We start from the raw sequence: 21626 nt of genomic DNA on the forward strand, positions 1-21626 counted from the left end.
GATGTCGGTACTGGTGATCACCGGGACGGGCACGGAGATCGGCAAGACCGTCACGACCGCCGCGGTCGCCGCCGCGGCGCTCGCGGCGGGGCGCTCGGTCGCCGTGCTGAAGGCCGCGCAGACGGGCGTACGGCCGGACGAGCGCGGCGACGCCGACGAGGTCGCCCGGCTGGCGGGCCCGGTCACGGCGACCGAACTGGCCCGCTATCCCGAACCCCTGGCGCCGGGTACGGCCGCCCGGCGGGCCGGGATGGCGCCGGTGCACCCGCACCAGGTGGCCGAGGCGGCGGCCAAGCTGGCCACCGAGCACGATCTGGTGCTGGTCGAGGGGGCGGGCGGGCTGCTCGTCCGGTTCGACGCGGCGGGCGGCACGCTGGCCGACGCCGCGGGGCTGCTGGGCGCACCGGTCCTGGTGGTCACCCCGGCAGGGCTGGGCACGCTGAACAACACCGAGCTGACGGCACGCGAACTGCGCCGCCGCGGGGTGGAGTTGGCGGGCGTGGTGATCGGCAGCTGGCCGGACTCCCCCGGTCTCGCGGAGCGCTGCAACGTGACCGACCTGCCGGAGGTGGCCGGCGCCCCGCTGCTGGGCGCGATCCCCGCGGGCGCGGGCTCGCTGCCCCCGGCCGCCTTCCGCCCGGCGGCCCCCGGCTGGCTGGCCCCCCGCCTCGACGGCACCTGGGACGCGGAGGCGTTCCGCACCCGCGAGGCGGCGTAGGGCCTTTCTTTCGGATCAGGTCGGCTGCGATGCCGGCAAGATCCGAAAGAAAGGCCCTGACGGCCTTCCCCCTCCCGGCGAGGGATGGGAAGGGGGCGTGCGTGGGGAGACTCCTCGTAGGCCCACTTCGGGGAGGTTGCCATGCGGCTGCTGTCCAGCGGCTCCGGCACGGTGGCGCGCGGCCCCGCCCGCCATCCGGTGTTCGCCCGCTCCTACGCCCGGTTCAGCGTGGGTGCCGAGACCCGGCTGGGCATGGCCGGCATCCGGGAGCGGCTGCTCGCCGGGGTGTCCGGGCGGGTGATCGAGATCGGCGCCGGCAACGGGCTGAACTTCGCGCACTATCCGGGCACCGTCTCGGAGGTGGTGGCGATCGAGCCGGAGGCCCTGCTCCGGCGCCTGGCCCTGGAGGCGGCGCTGCGCGCAGAGGTCCCGGTCGACGTGGTGCCGGGTGCCGCGGAGGCGCTGCCGGTGAAGAGCGAGGCCTTCGACGCGGTGGTGCTGTCCCTGGTGCTGTGCAGCGTGCGGGACGTACCCCGGGCGCTGGCCGAGGTACGGCGGGTGCTGCGCCCGGGCGGCGAAGTCCGCTTCTTCGAGCACGGGCGGGGCGGCGGCCGGATCATGACGCTGACCCAGCAGGCGCTGGACCACACCGTGTGGCCCGCGCTGTTCGGCGGCTGCCATGTCTCCCGGGAGCCGGTGGCCGCGCTGCGCGAGGCCGGGTTCCGGCTCGGCCCGCACCGCCGGGTGCTGCTGCCGGACAAGGGCCCGGCCCTGCCGACCTCGTACTGCGCGCTGGGCGTCGCCTGGCGGCCCGAGGAGCCGGAGTCGGACTGATCACAGGCTCCAGCGGCGCAGCTCCCGCGCGATGTCGTCGACGCCCACCGCGCCGTCCTTGACCAGCCGGGCGAGGTCGCGGACCTGCTCGGCGGTGGTGGCGACCTTGACCCCGCCGGCGACGAGATAGCCGTACGCGACGGCGCAGGCGAACAGCGCGTTGGAGCGCTCCAGGGCCGGGACATGGATGAGCAGCTGGAGCAGGGAGGCGGCACGGGCGTACGGATCGTCGTAGACGGGCACGCCGAATATCTCGGCGCGGTGTCGGGCGACGGCGGCCACCAGGGCACCCCAGTCGGTGACCTGCGGGTCGCCGGGTGTGCGCTGTTCGGCGAGCATGAGCAGCCAGGCGAGGTCGATGCTGAGCTCGTTCAAGGGATCAGCGATGGCCTTGGTCCGGTGCGGGCCTTTGGGCCTCGGCGAACTCCTCGGCGAACACGGACTCGTAGCTCTTCATGAAGTCGGCGGCGGCCTCGACGAACGTCCGGCCGGCCTCGCCGGTGTCCTGTCTGACCAGTTCCTCGATGTACCGGTTGACGCTGATCCCGCGGGCCAGGGCGCGTTCGCGGGCCGCGCGGGCGGTGCCCTCGTCCACGCGCACGTTCAGCTGGGTCTTCGCCATGCCTCGACGCTAGCGCTCCATCGCTAGCAGCAGCAAGGGGGCACGGCGGTGGCAGATGGGCGCGCTGCGCTACGACTGTGCGCCGGGTCACACTAGGCTCGGTCCCGAGCACGAGGTGGGCTCGGCCTCGGTCACGGGGCCGGGACGTCGAGGCGACCGGGAGGCGCTCTTGTACACACCTGCTGCGGAGCACGCCCCGGGCCGCGCGCCGGGCGACGGGACCGCTGCCCGGGCCCGCGGGCTGACCAAGGCGTACGGCACCGGCGAGACGCGCGTGCTCGCCCTGGACGCGGTGGACGTGGACATCGCGCGCGGCCGTTTCACCACGGTGATGGGCCCCTCGGGGTCCGGGAAGTCCACGCTCATGCACTGTCTGGCCGGGCTGGACACGGTGTCCGCCGGCCAGGTCTGGCTGGGCGACACGGAGATCACCGCGCTGAAGGAACGGGAGCTGACCCGGCTGCGGCGGGACCGGATCGGGTTCATGTTCCAGTCGTTCAACCTCATTCCCACGCTGACCGCCGCCGAGAACATCACCCTGCCGATGGACATCGCGGGCCGCAGGCCCGATCAGCAGTGGCTCGACCAGGTCATCGACAGGCTCGGCCTGCGGGACCGGCTGGACCACCGGCCGGCCGAGCTGTCCGGCGGCCAGCAGCAGCGGGTCGCCTGCGCGCGAGCGCTGGCCTCCCGGCCCGAGCTGATCTTCGCCGACGAGCCGACCGGCAACCTGGACTCGCGGTCCGGCCTGGAGGTGCTGGGCTTTCTGCGGGGGGCGGTGGACGATCTCGGCCAGACGGTCGTCATGGTCACTCACGACCCGGGCGCCGCTGCCCACTCCGACCTGGTGCTCTTCCTGGCGGACGGGCGGATCGTGGACGAGATGGACCACCCGAGCGCGCAGGCCGTCCTGGACCGGATGAAGCGTTTCGACCTGGTCCGCGGGGCGCTCGGCGACGGCGGCCCCGCCCAGGAGGGCTGACCCGGTGCTGAAAGCGACCCTGCGGAGCTTCCTCGCGCACAAGGGACGGCTCGCCCTGTCCGCGCTGGCCGTGCTGCTGTCCGTGGCGTTCGTCGCGGGCAGCCTGATCTTCTCCGACACCGTCACCCGTACCTTCGACCGGCTGTTCGCCTCCACCGCCGCCGATGTGACCGTGCAGCCGAAGGACGACCTGCGGGCCGCCCGGATGAGCGGCGCCGCCCAGACCGTGCCCGCCGCGCTGCGGGACCGGGTCGCCCGGGTTCCCGGGGTCGCGGCGGCCCGCGCCGACGTGTCGGTGCAGAACATCGTGGTCGTCGACAGCCGGGACCAGTCGGTGGGCCCGACCACCGGCGCGCCCACGATCGCGCAGTCCTGGCAGGTCACCCGCCGCAGCCCGGTGCGGCTGACCTCGGGGCACGCGCCGCGTGGGGCGGATGAGGCGCTGCTGGACGCGGACACGGCCGGCAAGCGGGGGGTGCGGATCGGCGACCTGCTGACCGTGCACGCGCAGCCGGGCACCTTCCGGGTCCGGGTGTCCGGCATCGCCACGTTCACCACCACCAATCCGGGCGCGGCCCTGCTCTTCGTGGACCCGGCGGTGGCCGGCCGGGAACTGCTCGGGTCGGCCGCGAAGGCCACGAGCATCTCCGTGGACGCGGCGGGCGGGGTGTCCGACACGGAGCTGAAGCGGCGGATCGACGCGGCCATCGGCCCCGGCACCTACGACCTGAAAACCGCCGCCGAGCAGGCCAAGTCGGCCGCAGCCAGCCTCGGCACCTTCCTCGACGTGGTGAAGTACGTGATGCTGGGCTTCGCCGGAATCGCCGTGCTGGTCGGGGTGTTCCTGATCGTCAACACCTTCTCCATGCTGATCGCCCAGCGCACCCGGGAACTGGGGCTGCTGCGGGCGCTCGGCGCCGACCGGCGGCAGGTGCGGCGCTCGGTGCTGACCGAGGCGCTGCTGCTCGGGCTCGTCGGCTCCACGCTCGGCCTCGCCGCCGGGACGGGACTGGCGTACGGCCTGATCCGGCTGATGAGCGCGTTCGGGATGAACCTCAGGGCGACCGAGATGGAGATCGGCTGGGTCACTCCGCTCGCCGCGTACGTCGTCGGGCTGGGGGTGACCTTCGTGGCCGCCTATCTGCCGGCGCGCCGGGCCGCCGCCGTCTCCCCGATGGCGGCGCTCACGGACGCCGAGGTCGCGGGCGTGGGCAAGCCGTTGAAGGTCCGTGCGGTCGTCGGGGCGGTGATCGGCGTGCTGGGCGCGGCCGCGCTGGCCGGGTGTGCGGCGGCCACCCGGACGGGGCCGGCGGCCGGGCTGCTGGGCGTCGGCGTGGTGCTGACCCTGGTCGCAACCGTGGTCGCCGGGCCGCTGCTGGTGCGGCCGGTGGTCCGGGTGCTGGGCGGGGCGTTCCCGGCGCTGTTCGGGCCGGTCGGCCGGATGAGCCAGCGCAACGCCCTGCGCAATCCGCGCCGCACCGGGGCGACGGCGGCGGCGCTGATGGTGGGCCTCGCCCTGGTCGGCGGGATGTCGGTGGCGAGCGCCTCCCTGTCGGCGTCGGTCGACCGGCAGATCGACAGGACGCTGGGCGCCGACTTCGTCGTGCAGGGCACCGGATTCACGCCGTACACCAAGGAGGTCAGGGACGCCGTGGCGGCGACGCGCGGGGTGGGGCTGGTCGTGCCGGAGCGGCTCAGCCCGGTCGCCGTGCGGCTGCCCGACGGCAGCCGGGTGCGCACCCTCGCCGCCGCGTTCGGGCCCCGGCTCGACGAGGTCGTGCACATCGCCTACGCCCGGGGCGGCTCGGCGGCCGCGCTGGCGGACGGGCGGCTGGCGCTGGACGCGGGCTATGCCCGGGACCACGGCATCCGGTGGGGCAGTGTGCTCCCGGTGGAGTTCCCGGGCGGACGCACGGCGGACCTGACCGTCGCCGCCCTGACCGAGCAGGGCAGCACGAACCAGGGGTTCGGCAACGAGGGCGGCATCTGGTTCGGCCTCGGCACCCTGGAGAAGTACGTGCCCGGCGGACAGGACTCCGCACTGTTCGTGAACGCGGCCTCCGGCACGAACCCGCAGGACCTGCGGCCCCGGCTGGAACAGGCCCTCACGCCGTATCCGCAGGTGCAGGTGCGCAACCAGAGCGACTACAAGAAGCTGGTGCAGGACCAGATCTCCGTGCTGCTCTACCTGGTGTACGCGCTGCTGGCGCTGGCCATCGTCATCGCCGTGCTCGGGGTGGTCAACACGCTCGCGCTGTCGGTGGTGGAGCGCACCCGGGAGATCGGGCTGCTGCGGGCGATCGGGCTCGGGCGGCGGCAGCTGCGCCGGATGATCCGGCTGGAGTCGGTGGTGATCGCGGTGTTCGGCGCGGTGCTGGGGCTGGCGCTGGGGCTGGTGTGGGGGGTGTGCATGCAACAGGTGCTGGCGCTGCGCGGGTTGACGGAGCTGGCGTTCCCCTGGGGCACGATCGTCGCGGTGGTGGTCGGCTCGGCGGTGGTGGGCGTGGTGGCGGCCCTGCTGCCCGCGCTGCGGGCGTCGCGGATGAACGTACTGGCGGCGATCGCGCACGAGTGATGGAATCGCCCCGGTAGGCAAGTAAGCAGCAATACGGGGAGAGTTGATGTCACGTCCGTTCCGCTTCGGGGTCAATCTGCTCACGTCGGCGCCCGCCGCCGAGTGGCGCGCCACCTGCCAACGTGCCGAGGAACTGGGGTACGACGTGGTCCTCGTCCCCGACCATCTGGGGATGCCGGCGCCGTTCCCGGCGCTGGTCGCGGCGGCCGCGGCGACCGAGCGGGTCAGGGTCGGCACCTTCGTGCTGAACGCCGGGTTCTACAACCCGATGCTGCTGGCCCGCGAGGTGGCGACCACGGACGCGCTGACCGGCGGCCGCCTCGAACTGGGCCTCGGCACCGGGTATGTGCCGGCCGAGCACGAGGCGGCCGGGCTGCCGTACGGCTCGCCGGGCGAGCGGGTGGACCATCTGCGGCACACGGTGCGGGAGCTGGACCGGCTGCTGGGCTCGGCGGAGCACGAGCCCCGGCCCGCCCAGTCCCGGGTGCCGGTGCTGATCGGCGCCAACGGCGACCGGATGCTGCGGCTGACCGCCGAGCACGCGGACATCGCGGCCTTCACCGGGGCCCGGCCCGGCCGCGACCCCGGCTCGCTGGAGCCGCTCACCGCCGAGGAGCTGGACGAGCGGGTGGCCCGCTACCGGTCGCTGGCCGCGGGGCGGACGGCTCCGGCCGAGCTGAACCTGCTGATCCAGCAGGTGGCGGTCACCGACGATCCGGAGGCGGCGCTGAAGCCGCTGCTGGAGCGGCTGCCGCAGCTGACCATGGAGCAGGCGCTGGCCCTGCCGATCGTGCTCGCCGGTCCGCTGGACGACGTGGTCGCGAAGGTGCGGGCGCAGCGCGAGCGGTACGGCTTCACGTATCTGACGGTCCTCCAGCCGTGCATGGAGGCGTTCGCGCCGGTGATGGAGCGGCTGCGCGCGGAGGAGTCCGCATGATGGAATTCCCGGCTCCGGGCCACCGGCCGTGATCATGCTGGGCGCATGACCGATCTGTGCATACGCCCCGCCTCCGGTGCCGACCTCGGCGCCGTCCTCGCCTTCTGGCGGACGGCCGCCGAGGGCACCAGCATCAGTGACGACCTCACCGGGGTGGAGCGGCTCGTCGACCGTGACCCCGAGGCGCTGATCCTGGCCGAGCTGGGCGGCGAGCTGGTGGGCACGGTGATCGCCGGCTTCGACGGCTGGCGGTGCCATCTGTACCGGCTCGCGGTGCACCCGCAGCGGCGGCGGCAGGGCATCGCCACAGCACTGCTGGCCGCCGCCGAGGAGCGGTTCGTCCGGCTGGGCGGGCGGCGCGGGGACGCGATGGTGCTGGTCCGCAACGAGCGCGCGCAGCACGCGTGGCGGGCGGCCGGATACGGCCCGCAGGAGCACTGGCGGCGCTGGGTGAAGCCCCTCACTGGCTGACCCTCACGGCTTTTTTGCCCATCCTTTACCATTGAGGGAGTACTCGGCCCTCCATGAAAGGTTGTGAGCGTCCGCCCATGGGCGAGCCCCCCGGTGCGCGACACCGTGCGTTCCGTCCTGCCCTGTCCGATCATGGGACGGGGGTGACCCGATGACCGAAGTGCTGCTCCTTCTGGTGGCGGTCCTGCTGTCCCTCGCCTGCGGCGCCTTCGTGGCGGCGGAGTTCTCGCTGACCACCGTGGAGCGCGGCGAGCTGGAGCGGGCCGCCGCGCGCGGCGAGCGCGGTGCCGCGGGCGCCCTGAAGGCCGTACGGAACCTGACCTTCCAGCTCTCCGGCGCCCAGCTCGGCATCACCGTCACCAATCTGGTGGTCGGCATGCTCGCCGAGCCGTCGATCGCCCAGCTGCTGGCCGGCCCCTTCGAGGCCATGGGCCTGTCCCGGTCCACGGCGACCTCGGTGGCACTGGTGCTCGGCACCGCCCTGTCGACGGTGTTCCTGATGGTCGTCGGCGAGCTGGTGCCCAAGAACTGGGCGATCTCCTCGCCGCTGGCCATGGCCAAGCGGGTCGGCAACGCCCAGCGCTGGTTCAGCGCGGTCTTCCGGCCCTTCATCACCCACCTGAACAACACGGCCAACCGGTTCGTACGACGGCTCGGCATCGAGCCCGCCGAGGAGCTGGCCTCCGCGCGCGGCCCGCAGGAGCTGGCGGCCCTCGCCCGGCACTCCGCCAAGGAGGGCGCGCTGGAGGCGGACACCGCCGAACTGTTCGTCCGCACCCTGAACCTGGCCGACCTGACCGCCGAGAACGTGATGACCCCGCGCGTCCAGGTGATCGCCCTGGACCTCCAGGCGACCTGCGAGGACGTGGCGAACGCGACCCGGGCCACCGGACTGTCCCGGTTCCCGGTCTACCGGGGCAGCCTGGACTCGGTCGTCGGCATCGCGCACATCAAGGACGTCCTGGCCGTACGCGCCGAGGAGCGCCCGCGCCGCACGGTCGCCCAGGTGATGCGCGAACCTCTGCTGGTGCCCGAGTCGCTCACCGTCGACCGGCTGCTGGACCGGCTCGGCGGCAGGCGGACCATGGCCGTGGTCATCGACGAGTACGGCGGTACGGCGGGCGTGGCCACCCTGGAGGACATCGTCGAGGAGGTCGTCGGCGAGGTGCGCGACGAGCACGATCCGCACGAGACGCCCGACCTCGCCCCCGCCGGGGCGGACGAGCAGGGCCGCGCGCTGTACTCGGCCGACGGCGCCGCCCGCACCGACCAGCTGGCGCGTGTGGGCCTCCGGGTGCCCGAGGGGCCGTACGAGACCCTGGCCGGACTGGTCGCCACCGAGCTGGGGCGGATACCGGCGAGCGGGGACAGCGTCCATGTCTCCGGCTGGCAGCTGGAGGTGGTGGACGCCTCGGGCCGCCGGGCGGCCCGGCTGCTGCTGCACGCCCCGCTGGACGACGAGCCCGGCCGGCCGGCCGAGGGGACGACGCCGGAGGGGGCGCGATGACCGCCGTACAGCTGCTGATCGGTCTGGCGACCCTCGTCGTCAACGCCTTCTTCGTCGGCGCCGAGTTCGCGCTGATCTCGGTGCGCCGCTCGCAGATCGAACCGCTCGCCCAGGAGGGCGACCGGCGCGCCAGGAGCGTGCTGTGGGGCCTGGAGCACGTGTCGGCGCTGCTGGCCGCCGCCCAGCTCGGCATCACGCTGTGCACCCTGGTCCTCGGTGTGGTCGCCGAGCCGGCGATCGCGCATCTGCTGGAGCCGGTCTTCCACGCGCTCGGGGTACCGGTCGGCGCGGGCCACGCGGTGTCCTTCGTGATCGCGCTGGCCCTGGCCACGTATCTGCACATGCTGCTCGGCGAGATGGTCCCGAAGAACATCTCGCTCGCCGAGCCCGTGCGCAGCGCGCTGCTGCTCGGCCCGCCGCTGGTCACCCTGGCCCGGGCGCTGCGCCCGGTGATCTTCGCGATCAACGCCTTCGCCAACGGGCTGCTGAAGCTGCTGCGGGTGGAGGCCAAGGGTGAGGTGGCGGCGACCTTCACGGACACCGAGCTGGCCGAGATCGTCAAGGACGCCAGCGAGGCCGGGCTGATCGACAACCGGGCGCAGGAGCGGCTGCACGACGCCCTGGAGCTGGGCAGCCGGCCCGTGCGCGACGTGGTCGTGCCGCTGGAACGGGTGGTCTACGCGCGCGTGGGTGTCACGCCGGAGCAGCTGGAGCGGCTGTCGGCCGAGTCGGGCTTCTCCCGGTTCCCGGTCGTGGACTCCGGCCGCCGGATCGTGGGCTATCTGCACGTCAAGGACGCGCTGGACGCCTCGCCCCGGCATGTGCCGTTCCGGCTGCGGGACATGCGCCCCATCGCGCGCGTGCGCGAGCGGACCCCGCTGGACGACGTGCTCACCGCGATGCGGGGCAGCCGTACGCACCTCGCGGCGGTCCTCGGCGACGACGGCCGGCTGGCCGGTCTGGTGACCATGGAGGACGTGCTGCGGCAGCTGTTCGGGCAGCCCGTCTGAGGGGTTCGGGGGCCGACCGACCGACGGGTATGGAGCCGGGATACCATCGCTGACGCCATGCAGACGAATCCCGCTCCTTCCCCGTACACCAGCCTGGTCGCGGTCGGCGACTCCTTCACCGAGGGCATGTCGGACCTGCTGCCCGACGGCTCCTACCGGGGCTGGGCCGACCTGCTCGCCGCGCGGATGGCCGCCCGCACACCGGGATTCCGGTACGCCAACCTCGCCGTGCGGGGAAAGCTCATCGGGCAGATCGTGGCCGAGCAGGTGGACGTGGCGGCCGCCATGAACGCCGATGTGGTCACGCTGGTCGGCGGTCTCAACGACACCCTGCGGCCCACGTGCGACATGGTCCGGGTGCGCGACCTGCTGACCGAGGCCGTCGAACGCCTCGCCCCGTCCTGCAAGCAGCTGGTGCTGATGCGCAGCCCCGGCCGCCAGGGACCGGTGCTGGACCGGTTCCGGCCGCGCATGGAGGAGCTGTACTCCTGCGTGGAGGAGCTGGCCGGCCGGCACGGCGCGCTGGTGGTCGACCTGTACGGCGCCCCCGCGCTGAGCGACCCGCGGATGTGGGACGTGGACCGGCTGCACCTCACGGCCGAGGGGCACCGCCGGGTCGCCGAGGCCGTGTGGCAGACGCTCGGGTACGAGCCGGAGGACACCGAGTGGCATGTGCCGATGCCGGCCACCGCCCCGCCCGGCTGGCTGACCCGCCGGGTGACGGACGCCCGGTTCGCCCGGCAGCATCTGCTGCCCTGGATCGGCCGCCGCCTCACCGGCCGCTCCTCCGGCGACGGCCGCCCCGCCAAACGCCCCGACCTGCTGCCGTACGAGGGTCAGGCCTGAGGACGGCAGTGACGCGGCTCTCGTAGCTTCCACCGAACGGGGGCGTGGCGCTGGCCTGCACAAATCGCCAGTAGAATCCGGAGACGTGACTTCAGCGCCCGCCAAGCCCCGCATCCCGAACGTCCTCGCCGGACGCTACGCCTCGGCCGAGCTCGCCACGCTCTGGTCCCCCGAGCAGAAGGTGAAGCTGGAGCGGCAGCTCTGGCTCGCCGTGCTGCGGGCCCAGAAGGACCTCGGCATCGAGGTGCCGGACGAGGCGATCGCCGACTACGAGCGCGTCCTCGACACCGTCGACCTGGCCTCGATCGCCGAGCGCGAGAAGGTCACCCGGCACGATGTGAAGGCGCGGATCGAGGAGTTCAACGACCTCGCCGGGCACGAGCACGTACACAAGGGCATGACCTCCCGTGACCTCACGGAGAACGTCGAGCAGCTCCAGATCCGGCTCTCCCTGGAGCTGGTGCGGGACCGTACGGTGGCCGTGCTGGCGCGCCTCGGCAAGCTCGCGGGCGAGTACGCCGAGCTGGTCATGGCCGGCCGCTCGCACAACGTCGCCGCCCAGGCCACGACCCTCGGCAAGCGCTTCGCCACGGCCGCCGACGAGCTGCTGGTGGCGTACGGCCGGGTCGAGGAGCTCCTCGCCCGCTACCCGCTGCGCGGCATCAAGGGCCCGGTCGGCACCGCCCAGGACATGCTGGACCTGCTCGGCGGGGACGCGTCCAAGCTGGCCGAGCTGGAGGGCCGGATCGCGGGCCACCTGGGCTTCTCGCAGGCCTTCACCTCGGTCGGCCAGGTCTACCCGCGCTCGCTGGACTACGAGGTCGTCACCGCGCTGGTGCAGCTGGCGGCGGCGCCGTCCTCGCTGGCCAAGACGATCCGGCTGATGGCCGGGCACGAGCTGGTCACCGAGGGCTTCAAGCCGGGCCAGGTCGGTTCCTCGGCGATGCCGCACAAGATGAACACCCGCTCCTGCGAGCGCGTCAACGGCCTGATGGTGATCCTGCGCGGCTACGCGTCGATGACCGGCGAGCTGGCGGGCGACCAGTGGAACGAGGGCGATGTGTCCTGCTCGGTGGTGCGCCGGGTGGCCCTGCCCGACGCCTTCTTCGCGCTGGACGGCCTGCTGGAGACCTTCCTGACCGTCCTCGACGAGTTCGGCGCCTTCCCCGCCGTCGTCGCCCGCGAGCTGGACCGCTACCTGCCCTTCCTGGCCACCACCAAGGTGCTCATGGGAGCGGTGCGGGCGGGCGTCGGCCGCGAGGTCGCGCACGAGGCGATCAAGGAGAACGCCGTGGCCACCGCGCTCGCCATGCGCGAGCAGGGCGCCGAGCGCAACGACCTGCTGGACAAACTCGCCGCCGACGAGCGGCTGCCGCTCGACCGCGACCAGCTGGCGGCCCTGATGGCCGACAAGCTGTCCTTCACCGGTGCGGCGGCCGACCAGGTCGCCCTGGTGGCCGGCCGGATCGAGGAGATCGTCAAGCAGCGCCCGGAGGCGGCCGGTTACACCCCCGGAGCGATCCTCTGACCCCCCGCTTCACCAAGGCGGACCTGGAGGCCGCCCGCGACCGTCTGGTACCGGACGTGGTCGCGGGCGGCCTCCGCGTGCTCTTCTGCGGTATCAACCCCGGCCTGATGACGGCGGCGACCGGTCATCACTTCGCCCGCCCCGGCAACCGCTTCTGGCCCGTGCTGCACCTGTCCGGCTTCACACCCCGGCTGCTGAAGCCCGAGGAACAGCAGGAGCTGCTCTCCTACGGGCTGGGCATCACCAATGTCGTCGCCCGGGCGACCGCGCGGGCCGACGAGCTGACGCCCGAGGAGTACGCCGAGGGCGGCCGGCTGCTGACCGCCAAGGTGACCCGGCTGCGGCCGAGCTGGCTGGCCGTGGTCGGGGTGACCGCCTACCGGGCGGCCTTCGCCGACCGCACGGCCCGGGTGGGACCGCAGGAACGGACCATCGGCGACACCCGCCTGTGGGTGCTCCCCAACCCCAGCGGCCTGAACGCCCACTGGACGACGGCGACGATGGCGGCGGAGTTCGCCCGGCTGCGGGAGGCGGCGCAGGCGCCCTGAGCACCCCTGGCGATCCGTCGCCGTGAGGGGGTCAGGGCGGGGGTATCTCCGTGACCGTGGCCAGGAGGTGGATCTCGTCCGCCTCGTCGCGGTCGGCGACGCCCAGGGCGAGCCAGCGGTCGATGTGGTCCGGCTGCCACACGTCGAGGTCGTCGGTGCACAGGCACAGGTCCGCCCAGGGCTGCGGGATCTCCTCGCCGCGGCTCATGCGGGTGCGCAGGGTCAGCTGGCCCCACGGGGGCTGCCGGCCCCAGCGGTCGGCGAGCCGCCCGGCGAGTGCCTCCCGGTACGCGTGGAAGTCCGCCGCCGTGCGCTGCCGGATCTCCGGGTGCTCCGCGGCCGCGCCCCGGCTCGTCACCAGCTCCACCGTGAGATAGCCGGGCCCCGCCGTGCCCACGTCGGATCCGCCGTGGTCCGCCGGGAACTCCCGGGCGCACAGCAGGTCGATGAGGGCCAGGCAGGTCGCGATGTCCATACGGCCCAGTAAAGCGGGCGGCACTGACAATTGGCGGGGCGTCAGGCGTCCCTGCGGTGCAGGGTCCACGCGCCGGCGAGCAGGGCCGCCGCCGTCCATCCCGCGGTGACCGCGAGACCGGTCCACGGGCCGAGGGAGCCGTCCCAGGAGCTGTGCAGGATCACCTGGCCGGCCCGGTCGGGCAGGAAGTCCGCCACCCCGCCGGACATGTCGCCGACCACGAAGGACACGATCAGGACGAAGGGGATGAGCAGGGACAGGGTCGCCGTGCCGCTGCGGAGCACCGCCGCGAGCCCCGCGGCGAACAGGGCCATCAGGGTCAGGTCGAGACCGCAGCCGACGGCGCCGCGCAGCCCCTCGGACCAGGCGGGGGCCGAGGCGCCGAGAACCGCCCGGCCCACCAGCAGGGTCACCAGGCCGGTGAGCAGGCCGACGGCGAGTACCGGCAGCGCGATCGCCGTGACCTTCGCCGCGAACCAGCGGCGCCGGTCGGGCACCGCCGACAGGGTCAGCCGCAGCGCGCCGCCGCGGAACTCGGCGGAGACCGCCGTCGTACCGAAGGCGATCGCGGCGATCTGGCCGAAGCTGATGCCGAAGAAGGCAGAGAACAGCGGGTCGGACGCGGTGTCGTCGGCCGCTGCCAGCGCCGAGAAGGCGGTGGTGGCGAGCAGCATCGCGGCCAGGGCGGCCGGCAGCGAGCGCAGGGTGCGGATCTTGATCCACTCGGCGTGGAACACGGGCACGAAGGGCATGGTCAGGCCTCCTGGGGCTGGGCGGTGAACTCGGCCTCGGCCGCGGTCAGATCGAGGTAGGCCTCCTCCAGGGTGGCCTCCTGGGCGGCGAGTTCCGTGACGGGGACGCGCGCGTCGGCCAGGAGCCGGCCGAGGTCCTCCACGCGCGCGTGCCGCACGATCCACGCGCCGTCCTCGCTCCTGGCGGCGTCCAGACCGTGCCGGGCGAGCAGGCCGTCGAGCGCGCCGGCGTCCGTGGTGCGGACCCGGATGCCGGGCTGCACGCGTGCGTGGATGAACTCCCGTACCGGGGTGTCGGCGAGGAGGCGGCCGCGGCCCAGGATCACCAGATGGTCGGCGAAGGCGGCGGTCTCGTTCATCAGATGGCTGGAGACCAGGACCGTACGGCCCTCGGCGGCGAGCCGGCGCAGCAGGTCCCGGATCCAGACGATGCCTTCGGGGTCGAGGCCGTTGGCGGGCTCGTCCAGCAGGACCACCTCGGGGTCGCCGAGCAGCGCGGCGGCGATGCCGAGCCGCTGGCGCATGCCGAGGGAGTACGTCCGCACCCGGCGCCGGGCCACCGGGGCGAGGCCGGTCTGCTCCAGGACGCTGTCGACCCGGCGGTCAGGGATGCGGTTGCTCGCGGCGAGGGCGCGCAGATGGTCCCGGGCGGTGCGGGAGCCGTGCGCGGCCCGCGCGTCGAGCAGCGCGCCCACCCGCCGCAGCGGCTCGGGGAGTTCGGCGTAGCGGCGGCCGCCCACGGTGGCCGTGCCGGAGGTGGGCCGGTCGAGTCCGAGGACGAGCCTCATCGTGGTCGACTTGCCGGCGCCGTTGGGGCCGAGGAAGCCGGTGACCCGGCCGGGCCGGACGGTGAAGGTGAGCCGGTCGACGGCCCGCCGGCCGGCGTACTCCTTGGTGAGGTCGCGTACTTCGATGGTCGTCATGACAGCCAGCCTGGCCGGGGCCGGGGGCGGCGGTCCTCCCCCGCCGGTGGAGATCGTCTCCCCCGTGCGGGGGAGGCCCGTTGCCGGTGCTGCCTGCGACGATGTCTCCATGGTCCGCCTCTGTCTGGTCCGCTTTCTGCGCCCGCTGCTGCGCGGGACGACGTACACGCGCCTCTTGCATCTCTGGGTGCCGATGCTGGTCGTCAGCATCTGGCTCTTCATCGACATATCGACCCCGTGGGTGCCCGCGCTGCTGCTCGTCCCGGTCGGTCTGCTGCCCGGCGTACGGACCGGTGAAGGGGTGCAGGCGCGGCTGCTGCTGACGCCCGGTGCGGCCGACTCGGGCATCTCCGAGACCCCGTCGGCGACGTGGCGGGACAGATGGCGCACGGTGCTGTGGCTGGAGCTGCGGATGCTGCTCGGCGCCGCGGCCATGTTCGGCACGGTGTGGCTGCCGGTCGCCGCCTTCGAGCTGGCGCGGTGCGCGGCCGGCCGGGCGCCGTCCGGGATGCCGCTGCTGGACCGGCTGCCGCCGGACCCCGCCTGGGCCCTGCTGACGCCGCTTCCGCTGCTCGCCCTGTACGGCGTGGTCGTGGGCCTGGGCGAGCTGGTCACGCTCTGCGCGCGCCGGCTCCTCGGGCCGTCCGCGGCGGAGCGGCTGGCGGCGCTGGAGGAGCGCACCGAGCGGCTGCTGGAACGCACCCGGATCGCCCGGGAGTTGCACGACTCGATCGGGCACGCGCTGACGGTGGCCGTGGTGCAGGCGGGTGCGGCCCGGGCGGCGGGCGATCCGCGGTTCACGGAGCGCGCGCTGGACGCCATCGAGGAGACCGGGCGGGCCGCCCTGGCGGACCTGGAGCGGGTGCTGGGCGTGCTGCGCGAGGCCGAGCGGCCGGTGAGCGCCCGGCCCACGCTGGCCGACGCCGACCGGCTGCTGGAGTCGGCGCGCGTCTCCGGGGCGAAGGTCGACGCCGAGGTGACCGGCCCGGTCGCGGCCGTGCCGGGGCCGGTGTCCCGGGAGGGGTACCGCATCCTCCAGGAGGCGCTCACCAATGTGCTGCGGCACGCGGGCGCCGTCCCGGTGCGGGTCCGGGTCGCGGTCGCCGACGGCACGCTCGCCCTGGAGGTCCGCAATCCCCTGCCGGCCGCGCCCCCCGGTCCAGGGCGGGGCAGCGGGCTGCGCGGCATACGCGAACGGGCCGCCCTGCTCGGCGGCACGGCCCGCACCGGCCCGCACGAGGGCGACTGGCAGGTCCATGCGGAGCTGCCATGCGGCTGATCTAGGCTGGCCGGGTGCCGGTCACCGTACTTCTTGTCGACGATGAGCCTTTGGTCCGCGCGGGTCTGCGGGCCGTGCTGGAGGCGCAGGCCGATATCGAGGTGGTGGGTGAGGCGGCCGACGGGGCGGCGGTCATTCCGCTGGTACGGCAACTGCGGCCGGACGTGGTCGCGATGGACGTGCGGATGCCCCTGATGGACGGCATCGAGGCCACGCGCGCGGTGCTGCGCACGGTCGCCGATCCGCCGAAGATCCTCGTGGTGACCACCTTCGAGGACGACGCGTTCGTGTACGAGGCGCTGCGCGCGGGCGCCGACGGCTTTCTGCTGAAGCGGGCCCGGCCCGCCGAGATCGTGCACGCGGTACGGCTGGTGGCGGAGGGCGAGTCCCTGCTGTTCCCGGCCTCCGTCCGGCGGCTCGCCGCCCGGTACGGCGACGGCGGCGGGCCGGCGCCGGCCGGGCCGGCCGGGGCCCGGCTGACCGAGCGGGAGGCGGAGGTGCTGCGGCTCATGGCGCGCGGCCTGTCGAACGCGGAGATCGCGGCCCGTCTGGTCGTGGGCACGGAGACGGTGAAGTCGCATGTGAGCGCCGTACTGACCAAGCTCGGGGCGCGCGACCGCACCCAGGCGGTGATCGCCGCGTACGAGTCGGGGTTCGTGGCTCCGCGCTGAGCCCGGCCGGTGCGGGGCCCGGCACTCGCCGGGGTGCGGCGGGCCGAGTACGATCCGGCCAACACGCCCGCGAGCTGGGAGGACGGACGGTGGGGCAGCTGACCGGCGGCGATCCCTCGCTGCTGCGAAGGATCAATTCCGCGGTGGTGCTGCACGCGCTGCGGGCCACGGACTGTGCGACGTTCACCGAGATCACCCGGGTCACCGGGCTGTCCCGGCCGACCGTCGAGGGTGTGGTCGAGGGCCTCGTCGAGGCCGGGCTGGTGGCGGAGGCGGCGGCCGGCGAGGGCATCGCGCGCCGTCAGGGGCGGCCCGCCCGCCGGTTCCGGTTCCGGGCCGAGGCGGGCCATCTGCTGGGCCTGGAGATCGGCGCCCACCGGGTCGCCGCGCTCCTGTCCGACCTGGACGGACGGGTGCTGGGCGCGCAGGCCAGGGAGGTCGACGAGACGGCGCCGGCCGACGAACGGCTCGACCGGCTGCGCGGCGCGGTCGCCGAGCTGCTGCGCCGGGCGGGGGTGGCGCGTGATTCCCTGCGGGCGGTGGGGGTGGGCACGCCCGGCATCGTGGCGGACGACGGCACGATCCGGCTGGGCACGGCCCTGCCGCAGTGGACCGGCCTCCACCTCGGCGAGCGGCTGAGCCGGTCCTTCAAGTGCCCGGTGCTGGTGGAGAACGACGCCAACGCGGCGGCCGTCGCCGAGCACTGGAAGGGCGCGGCGACCGAGAGCGACGACGTGGTGTTCGTGCTGGCGGGGCTGAGCCCGGGCGCCGGTGCGCTGATCGGCGGGCGGCTGCACCGCGGTTACGGCGGAGCGGCCGGGGAGATCGGCGCGCTGCACCTGCTGGGCCGTGAGGCCACCCCGGAGACGCTGTTGTCCACCACCGACGAGCCGTTGCATCCGCTGGACGAGCAGGCGGTCGCCGAGGTGTTCGCGCTGGCCCGGGAGGGTGATCAGCGGGCGGAGGCGGCCGTCGAGCGGTTCATCCAGCGGCTGGTGCACGACGTGGCCGCGCTGGTGCTGGCGCTCGACCCGGAGCTGGTCGTGATCGGCGGCTGGGCCGCCGGTCTCGACGGTGTGCTGGAGCCGCTGCGCCGCGAACTGGCCCGCTACTGCCTGCGGCCGCCCCGGGTGGCGCTGTCGTTGCTGGGCGAGGCGGCCGTGGCCACGGGAGCGCTGCGGCTGGCCCTGGACCGGGTGGAGGAGCAGCTGTTCGCGGTCGAGGGAACGGTGACGGCCCGTCGGGGCTAGAGCCACTCTTTCGGGCCTTGCCGGCGTTGCAGGGCCCTGACGGATCGGGTTGCAGGGCCCTGACGGATCGGGTTGCAGGGCCCTGACGGATCGGGTTGCAGGGCCCTGACGGGTCCGGGGGTCAGGAGGCCTGGCGCTCCGGGTCGTGGTGTATCTCGACGTCCGGTGAGTCGCCGAAGGTCAGCCGGCAGGTGTCGGCGCGGTAGGTCGCCACGGAGAGGGCCGCGGTACGCCCCTGGGCGTAGAAGCGGGTGGTGACGACGAGGACGGGCGAGCCGGGGAGCCGGTCCAGGTCCCTGGCGTCGTCCGCGCGGGCGGAGCCCAGCTCGACGGCGCGGTCCTGGCCCTCCAGCGGGAGGTGCTGCACCTCGCGCAGCACCGCACGCGCGCGTGCCGGGCCGGACGGGGCGTCGATGGCGGTGAGGCCGGGCACCGAGGCGGCGGGGATGTAGAGCAGCTCGGTGGCGACCTGCTGGCCGTGGGACATCCGGGAGCGGCGCACGGTGTGCACGGCCTCGTCCGCGGCGGTCTCCAGGGCCGCGGCGACCGCCGCGGGCGGCACCGCTTGGACGCTGTCGAGGGGCTGCCAGGCGTCGTCGGCACCGCCCGGCCAGCTGTGCTGCGCGGTGCCGACGGCCACGCCCACGCGCGGGGGTGCGACGGTCGTACCCACACCGCGGCGGCGCTGCAACCGGCCCTCCAGCTCCAGCTGTTCCAGGGCCTGACGGAGGGTGGCGCGGGCGACGCCGAAACGGGCGGCGAGGTCGCGTTCGTTGGGGAGGATCTCGCCGACGGAGAACTCGGAGTCGAGTGCCTCGGTGAGCACGGTCTTGAGATGCCAGTACTTCGGTTCCGGCACCGATTCCAGCTGCGTGGTCCCCACCCTGTCCTCCGCAAGAGCCGTGGTCCGGCGGTTTTTAGCGCCCTTGTTTATTAAAGGTTGTTGCACTTCTCTGCGACCATAGGGCGGCCGTCACCCTTGGTCAAGACCAATCCTCGATCCCTGCGGCGACGCCCGGGTGACGGCACGACGAAGCCCCCGCCGTACGACGGGGGCTTCCTGGTGACGGGGGTCAGCGGCCGGCGAGGTGCCGCAGCTTGTCGGGGTTGCGGATGATGTACACGGAGGTGATGCGGCCGTCGGCGGTGTCCAGCTGGAGCAGGCTCACGGGTTCGTCGCCGGCCAGGAGCAGCACGGCCGGGCCGCCGTTGACCTCCAGGAAGCGGGCGGACAGGGTGGCGGCGCCGGCGGGCGAGACGGCGGCGAGGAAGCGGCCGACCTTGTCCGCGGAGTGCAGGACGCGCACGGGCGCCTTGGCCTTGCCGCCGCTGTCGCCGACCAGCTGGACGTCCGGGGCGAGCAGGGACATGAGCCCCTCGAGGTCGCCCCCGCCCGCCGCCACGAGGAAGCGCTCGGTCAGGTCCCGGCGCTCGGCGGGGTCCACGTCGTAACGGGGTCGCCGCTCCGCCACGTGCCGGCGGGCCCGGCCGGCGAGTTGCCGTACCGCCGGCTCGGCGCGGTCGAGGAGCGCGGCGATCTCGGCGAACGGGAAGCCGAAGGCCTCCCTGAGCACGAACACGGCCCGTTCCAGCGGTGACAGCGACTCCAGGACGACCATGACGGCCAGCGAGACGGAGTCGGCGAGCAGCGCGCGCTCCGCCGCGTCCGGGACGGCCTCGCCGAACTCGGTGACGTACGGCTCGGGCAGCCAGGGTCCGACGTACGCCTCGCTGCGCGCCTGCGCCTGGCGCAGCCGGTCGATGGCCAGCCGGGTGGTGATGCGCACCAGATAGGCGCGGGGTTCGCGGACCTCCTCGCGGTCGGCGCGGGACCAGCGCAGCCAGGTGTCCTGGACCACGTCCTCGGCGTCGGCCACCCGGCCGAGCATGCGGTAGGCGACGCCGGTGAGCAGGGGCCGGTGCTCTTCGAAGACGTCGGTGGCACTGTCGGCGATCATGCTTCCATCCCATCCGACACGCCCCGCGGGTGTCCAGCGGAATCGGGCGGTTCCGGGCACGGTCCGGATCACAATGACCGCGGGCCGCCGGGGGCCGGCGGCCGCCGATCTGGAGGTGATCGATGCGGTACGCGGTGCTGGGCACGGGCGAGGTGGGGCGCACACTGGGCGGCAGGCTGGTGGAGCTGGGGCACGAGGTGACACTGGGCTCGCGCACCCGGGACAATCCGGTCGCCCAGGAGTGGGCCACGGCCTCGCCGGGCCGGGCCCGCGCGGGGTCGTTCGCGGATGCGGCCGCGGCGGCGGAGGTCGTCGTCAACGCGGTGGGCGGCCGGGTGGCGCTCGACGCGCTGCGGGCGGCCGGTGCGGAGCATCTGGACGGCAAGGTGCTGGTGGACGTCTCCAATCCGCTGGCGTTCGAGGACGGGCTGCCGCGGCTGGATCCGGTGGAGTCGGACAGCGTGGGCGAGCGGATCCAGCGGGAGTTCCCGCAGGCGCGTGTGGTGAAGACGCTGAACACCGTCAACTGCCAGGTGATGGTGGATCCGGGGCGGGTGCCGGGCGAGCACCATCTGTTCGTGTGCGGCGCCGATGCGGAGGCCAAGGCGCAGGTCGTCTCGTTGCTCGGGGAGTTCGGATGGCCGGCCGGGCGGGTGGTGGACCTGGGCGGCATCCGCTGGGCCCGCGCCCTGGAGATGTATCTGCCGCTGTGGCTCGGGATGTTCCAGCGGTTCGGCAGCGCCGATTTCAATATCGAGGTACGGCGGGCGGGTTGACCGCGGTTGGGGCGCACCACCGGGGGCTACCCGTCGGTAGCAATTGCTGACAAGCTGTCCACGCCGTCCGTCAGCAGCCCAGACGAGGAGCACCCTGATGTCCGCCACCGTCTCCTTCCCGGTCCCCACTGCACACGGCCCGAAGGACGTGACCGTGTCCTACGCGCGCGTGGGGCGCGGCGAGCCGCTGGTCCTGCTGCACGGCATCGGCCATCACCGGCAGGCCTGGGACCCGGTCGTGGACATCCTCGCCACCGAGCGCGATGTGATCGCCGTCGACCTGCCCGGCTTCGGCGTCTCCCCGGGGCTGCCGGACGGTCTGGCCTACGACCTGCCCACGACCAACTCCGTGCTGGGCGCGCTGTTCGAGGCGCTCGGCCTCGACCGGCCGCACATCGCCGGCAACTCCCTGGGCGGTCTGCTCGCCCTGGAGCTGGGCCGCGAGAAGCGCGTACGGTCCGTCACCGCGCTGGCCCCGGCCGGCTTCTGGACCGAGGCCGAGCGGCGGTACGCCTTCGCGCTGCTGCTCGCCATGCGGGGCGTCGCCGAGCGGCTCCCGCCGCCGCTGGTGCGGCAGCTGTCCGCCACCGCGGCCGGCCGCGCCGCGCTGACCAGCACCATCTACCACCGGCCCGGCCGCCGGGCACCGGAGGCCGTGGTCGCCGAGACGCTCGCGCTGGCCGGCGCGACCGGCTTCGCCGCGACGCTGCGGGCGGGAACGACCGTACGGTTCACCGACGATCTGCCGGGCCTGCCGGTCACCGTGGCCTGGGGCGCCCGGGACCGGATCCTCCTGCGCCGCCAGGGCGTCCGCGCGAAGCGGATCCTCCCGCACGCCCGGCTGATCCGGCTGCCCGGCTGCGGCCACTGCCCGATGAACGACGACCCGGCCCTGGTCGCCCGCGTCATCCTGGACGGCAGCAGCTGACCGGGGCGGACGAAGGGACCGTGGACGACCGCGAGG

23 protein-coding genes are annotated in these 21626 nt (G+C 74.0%); 16 read left to right on the forward strand and 7 right to left on the reverse strand.

Translation table 11 applies throughout. The annotated features are described in order from the left end of the window. Position 1 precedes the first annotated feature (1 nt). Both bioD and ACWCV9_RS22340 read left to right on the forward strand, forming a co-directional pair. On the forward strand, positions 2-718 hold the full coding sequence (bioD, locus tag ACWCV9_RS22335; RefSeq protein WP_450788910.1) for a dethiobiotin synthase: 717 nt from the start codon (positions 2-4) through the stop codon (positions 716-718). A gap of 141 nt (positions 719-859) precedes the next feature. Further along, on the forward strand, positions 860-1552 hold the full coding sequence (locus tag ACWCV9_RS22340) for a class I SAM-dependent methyltransferase (RefSeq protein ID WP_450788912.1): 693 nt from the start codon (positions 860-862) through the stop codon (positions 1550-1552). Here the strand turns inward: ACWCV9_RS22340 and ACWCV9_RS22345 are convergent, their stop codons facing one another. Beyond that, positions 1553-1927 carry a fic family toxin-antitoxin system, toxin component gene (locus ACWCV9_RS22345; RefSeq protein ID WP_450788913.1) on the reverse strand — a complete coding sequence of 125 codons (375 nt, stop codon included), beginning with the start codon at positions 1925-1927 and terminating at the stop codon, positions 1553-1555. It abuts the gene before it with no gap. Positions 1928-1931: 4 nt separating this feature from the next. Continuing rightward, on the reverse strand, positions 1932-2174 hold the full coding sequence (locus ACWCV9_RS22350) for a toxin-antitoxin system HicB family antitoxin (protein WP_450788915.1): 243 nt from the start codon (positions 2172-2174) through the stop codon (positions 1932-1934). Between the two features lie 169 nt (positions 2175-2343). Between ACWCV9_RS22350 and ACWCV9_RS22355 the strand changes: the two genes are divergently transcribed. The 9 genes from ACWCV9_RS22355 to mug all read left to right on the forward strand — a co-directional run bounded on the left by ACWCV9_RS22355 (position 2344) and on the right by mug (position 12578). Next, positions 2344-3156 carry an ABC transporter ATP-binding protein gene (locus ACWCV9_RS22355; RefSeq protein WP_450788916.1) on the forward strand — a complete coding sequence of 271 codons (813 nt, stop codon included), beginning with the start codon at positions 2344-2346 and terminating at the stop codon, positions 3154-3156. 4 nt (positions 3157-3160) lie between these two features. Then, positions 3161-5731: an ABC transporter permease gene (locus ACWCV9_RS22360; protein WP_450788918.1), complete on the forward strand. Its 2571-nt coding sequence runs from the start codon at positions 3161-3163 to the stop codon at positions 5729-5731. 46 nt (positions 5732-5777) lie between these two features. Next, a complete protein-coding gene (locus ACWCV9_RS22365; protein ID WP_450788920.1) occupies positions 5778-6668 on the forward strand; it encodes an LLM class F420-dependent oxidoreductase in 891 nt (296 codons plus the stop codon). A gap of 45 nt (positions 6669-6713) precedes the next feature. Continuing rightward, a complete protein-coding gene (locus ACWCV9_RS22370) occupies positions 6714-7139 on the forward strand; it encodes a GNAT family N-acetyltransferase (RefSeq protein ID WP_450788922.1) in 426 nt (141 codons plus the stop codon). A gap of 151 nt (positions 7140-7290) precedes the next feature. Further along, on the forward strand, positions 7291-8646 hold the full coding sequence (locus ACWCV9_RS22375) for a hemolysin family protein (protein ID WP_450788923.1): 1356 nt from the start codon (positions 7291-7293) through the stop codon (positions 8644-8646). After that, positions 8643-9656: a hemolysin family protein gene (locus ACWCV9_RS22380; RefSeq protein ID WP_450788925.1), complete on the forward strand. Its 1014-nt coding sequence runs from the start codon at positions 8643-8645 to the stop codon at positions 9654-9656. The genes ACWCV9_RS22375 and ACWCV9_RS22380 overlap by 4 nt, the downstream gene beginning before the upstream one ends. Positions 9657-9713: 57 nt before the next feature. Then, the gene (locus ACWCV9_RS22385; protein WP_450788926.1) at positions 9714-10502 is read left to right on the forward strand and encodes an SGNH/GDSL hydrolase family protein; all 789 of its coding nucleotides are present in this window, start codon (positions 9714-9716) and stop codon (positions 10500-10502) included. Between the two features lie 85 nt (positions 10503-10587). Further along, entirely contained in the window at positions 10588-12030 is a 1443-nt protein-coding gene (gene purB / locus ACWCV9_RS22390) for an adenylosuccinate lyase (protein ID WP_450788928.1), read from the forward strand. 56 nt (positions 12031-12086) lie between these two features. Beyond that, positions 12087-12578, forward strand: a complete 492-nt coding sequence (gene mug, locus ACWCV9_RS22395; RefSeq protein WP_385844229.1) for a G/U mismatch-specific DNA glycosylase — start codon at positions 12087-12089, stop codon at positions 12576-12578. Positions 12579-12609: 31 nt separating this feature from the next. Here the strand turns inward: mug and ACWCV9_RS22400 are convergent, their stop codons facing one another. Genes ACWCV9_RS22400 through ACWCV9_RS22410 form a run of 3 tightly spaced genes read right to left on the reverse strand, consistent with a single transcriptional unit; the run spans position 12610 to position 14728 of the window. Next, positions 12610-13053: a hypothetical protein gene (locus ACWCV9_RS22400; protein WP_450788930.1), complete on the reverse strand. Its 444-nt coding sequence runs from the start codon at positions 13051-13053 to the stop codon at positions 12610-12612. A 41-nt stretch (positions 13054-13094) separates the two neighbouring features. Then, positions 13095-13805: an ABC transporter permease gene (locus ACWCV9_RS22405; RefSeq protein WP_450788932.1), complete on the reverse strand. Its 711-nt coding sequence runs from the start codon at positions 13803-13805 to the stop codon at positions 13095-13097. A gap of 2 nt (positions 13806-13807) precedes the next feature. Then, entirely contained in the window at positions 13808-14728 is a 921-nt protein-coding gene (locus ACWCV9_RS22410) for an ABC transporter ATP-binding protein (RefSeq protein ID WP_450788933.1), read from the reverse strand. A gap of 124 nt (positions 14729-14852) precedes the next feature. On the opposite strand from ACWCV9_RS22410, the gene ACWCV9_RS22415 reads away from it, so the two are divergent. The 3 genes from ACWCV9_RS22415 (at position 14853) to ACWCV9_RS22425 (ending at position 17928) form a co-directional block, all read left to right on the forward strand. Continuing rightward, positions 14853-16007, forward strand: coding sequence for a sensor histidine kinase (locus ACWCV9_RS22415; RefSeq protein ID WP_450789115.1), 1155 nt, complete (start codon positions 14853-14855; stop codon positions 16005-16007). 14 nt (positions 16008-16021) lie between these two features. Further along, positions 16022-16678 carry a response regulator transcription factor gene (locus tag ACWCV9_RS22420; protein WP_450788934.1) on the forward strand — a complete coding sequence of 219 codons (657 nt, stop codon included), beginning with the start codon at positions 16022-16024 and terminating at the stop codon, positions 16676-16678. An 89-nt stretch (positions 16679-16767) separates the two neighbouring features. Continuing rightward, positions 16768-17928, forward strand: coding sequence for an ROK family transcriptional regulator (locus tag ACWCV9_RS22425; RefSeq protein ID WP_450788936.1), 1161 nt, complete (start codon positions 16768-16770; stop codon positions 17926-17928). A gap of 121 nt (positions 17929-18049) precedes the next feature. Here ACWCV9_RS22425 and ACWCV9_RS22430 read toward each other — a convergent pair whose 3' ends face one another. Together ACWCV9_RS22430 and sigJ are read right to left on the reverse strand one after the other, a co-directional pair. Then, complete coding sequence (locus ACWCV9_RS22430; RefSeq protein ID WP_450788938.1) at positions 18050-18811, reverse strand: GntR family transcriptional regulator; 762 nt, start codon at positions 18809-18811, stop codon at positions 18050-18052. Between the two features lie 190 nt (positions 18812-19001). Beyond that, positions 19002-19886, reverse strand: a complete 885-nt coding sequence (gene sigJ / locus ACWCV9_RS22435) for an RNA polymerase sigma factor SigJ (RefSeq protein ID WP_450788939.1) — start codon at positions 19884-19886, stop codon at positions 19002-19004. Positions 19887-20008: 122 nt separating this feature from the next. On the opposite strand from sigJ, the gene ACWCV9_RS22440 reads away from it, so the two are divergent. Together ACWCV9_RS22440 and ACWCV9_RS22445 are read left to right on the forward strand one after the other, a co-directional pair. Then, on the forward strand, positions 20009-20662 hold the full coding sequence (locus ACWCV9_RS22440; RefSeq protein ID WP_450788941.1) for an NADPH-dependent F420 reductase: 654 nt from the start codon (positions 20009-20011) through the stop codon (positions 20660-20662). A 97-nt stretch (positions 20663-20759) separates the two neighbouring features. Next, positions 20760-21590, forward strand: coding sequence for an alpha/beta fold hydrolase (locus ACWCV9_RS22445; RefSeq protein WP_450788943.1), 831 nt, complete (start codon positions 20760-20762; stop codon positions 21588-21590). The last annotated feature ends 36 nt before the right edge of the window (positions 21591-21626 follow it).

It is taken from the genome of Streptomyces sp. NPDC001606 (assembly GCF_053596835.1).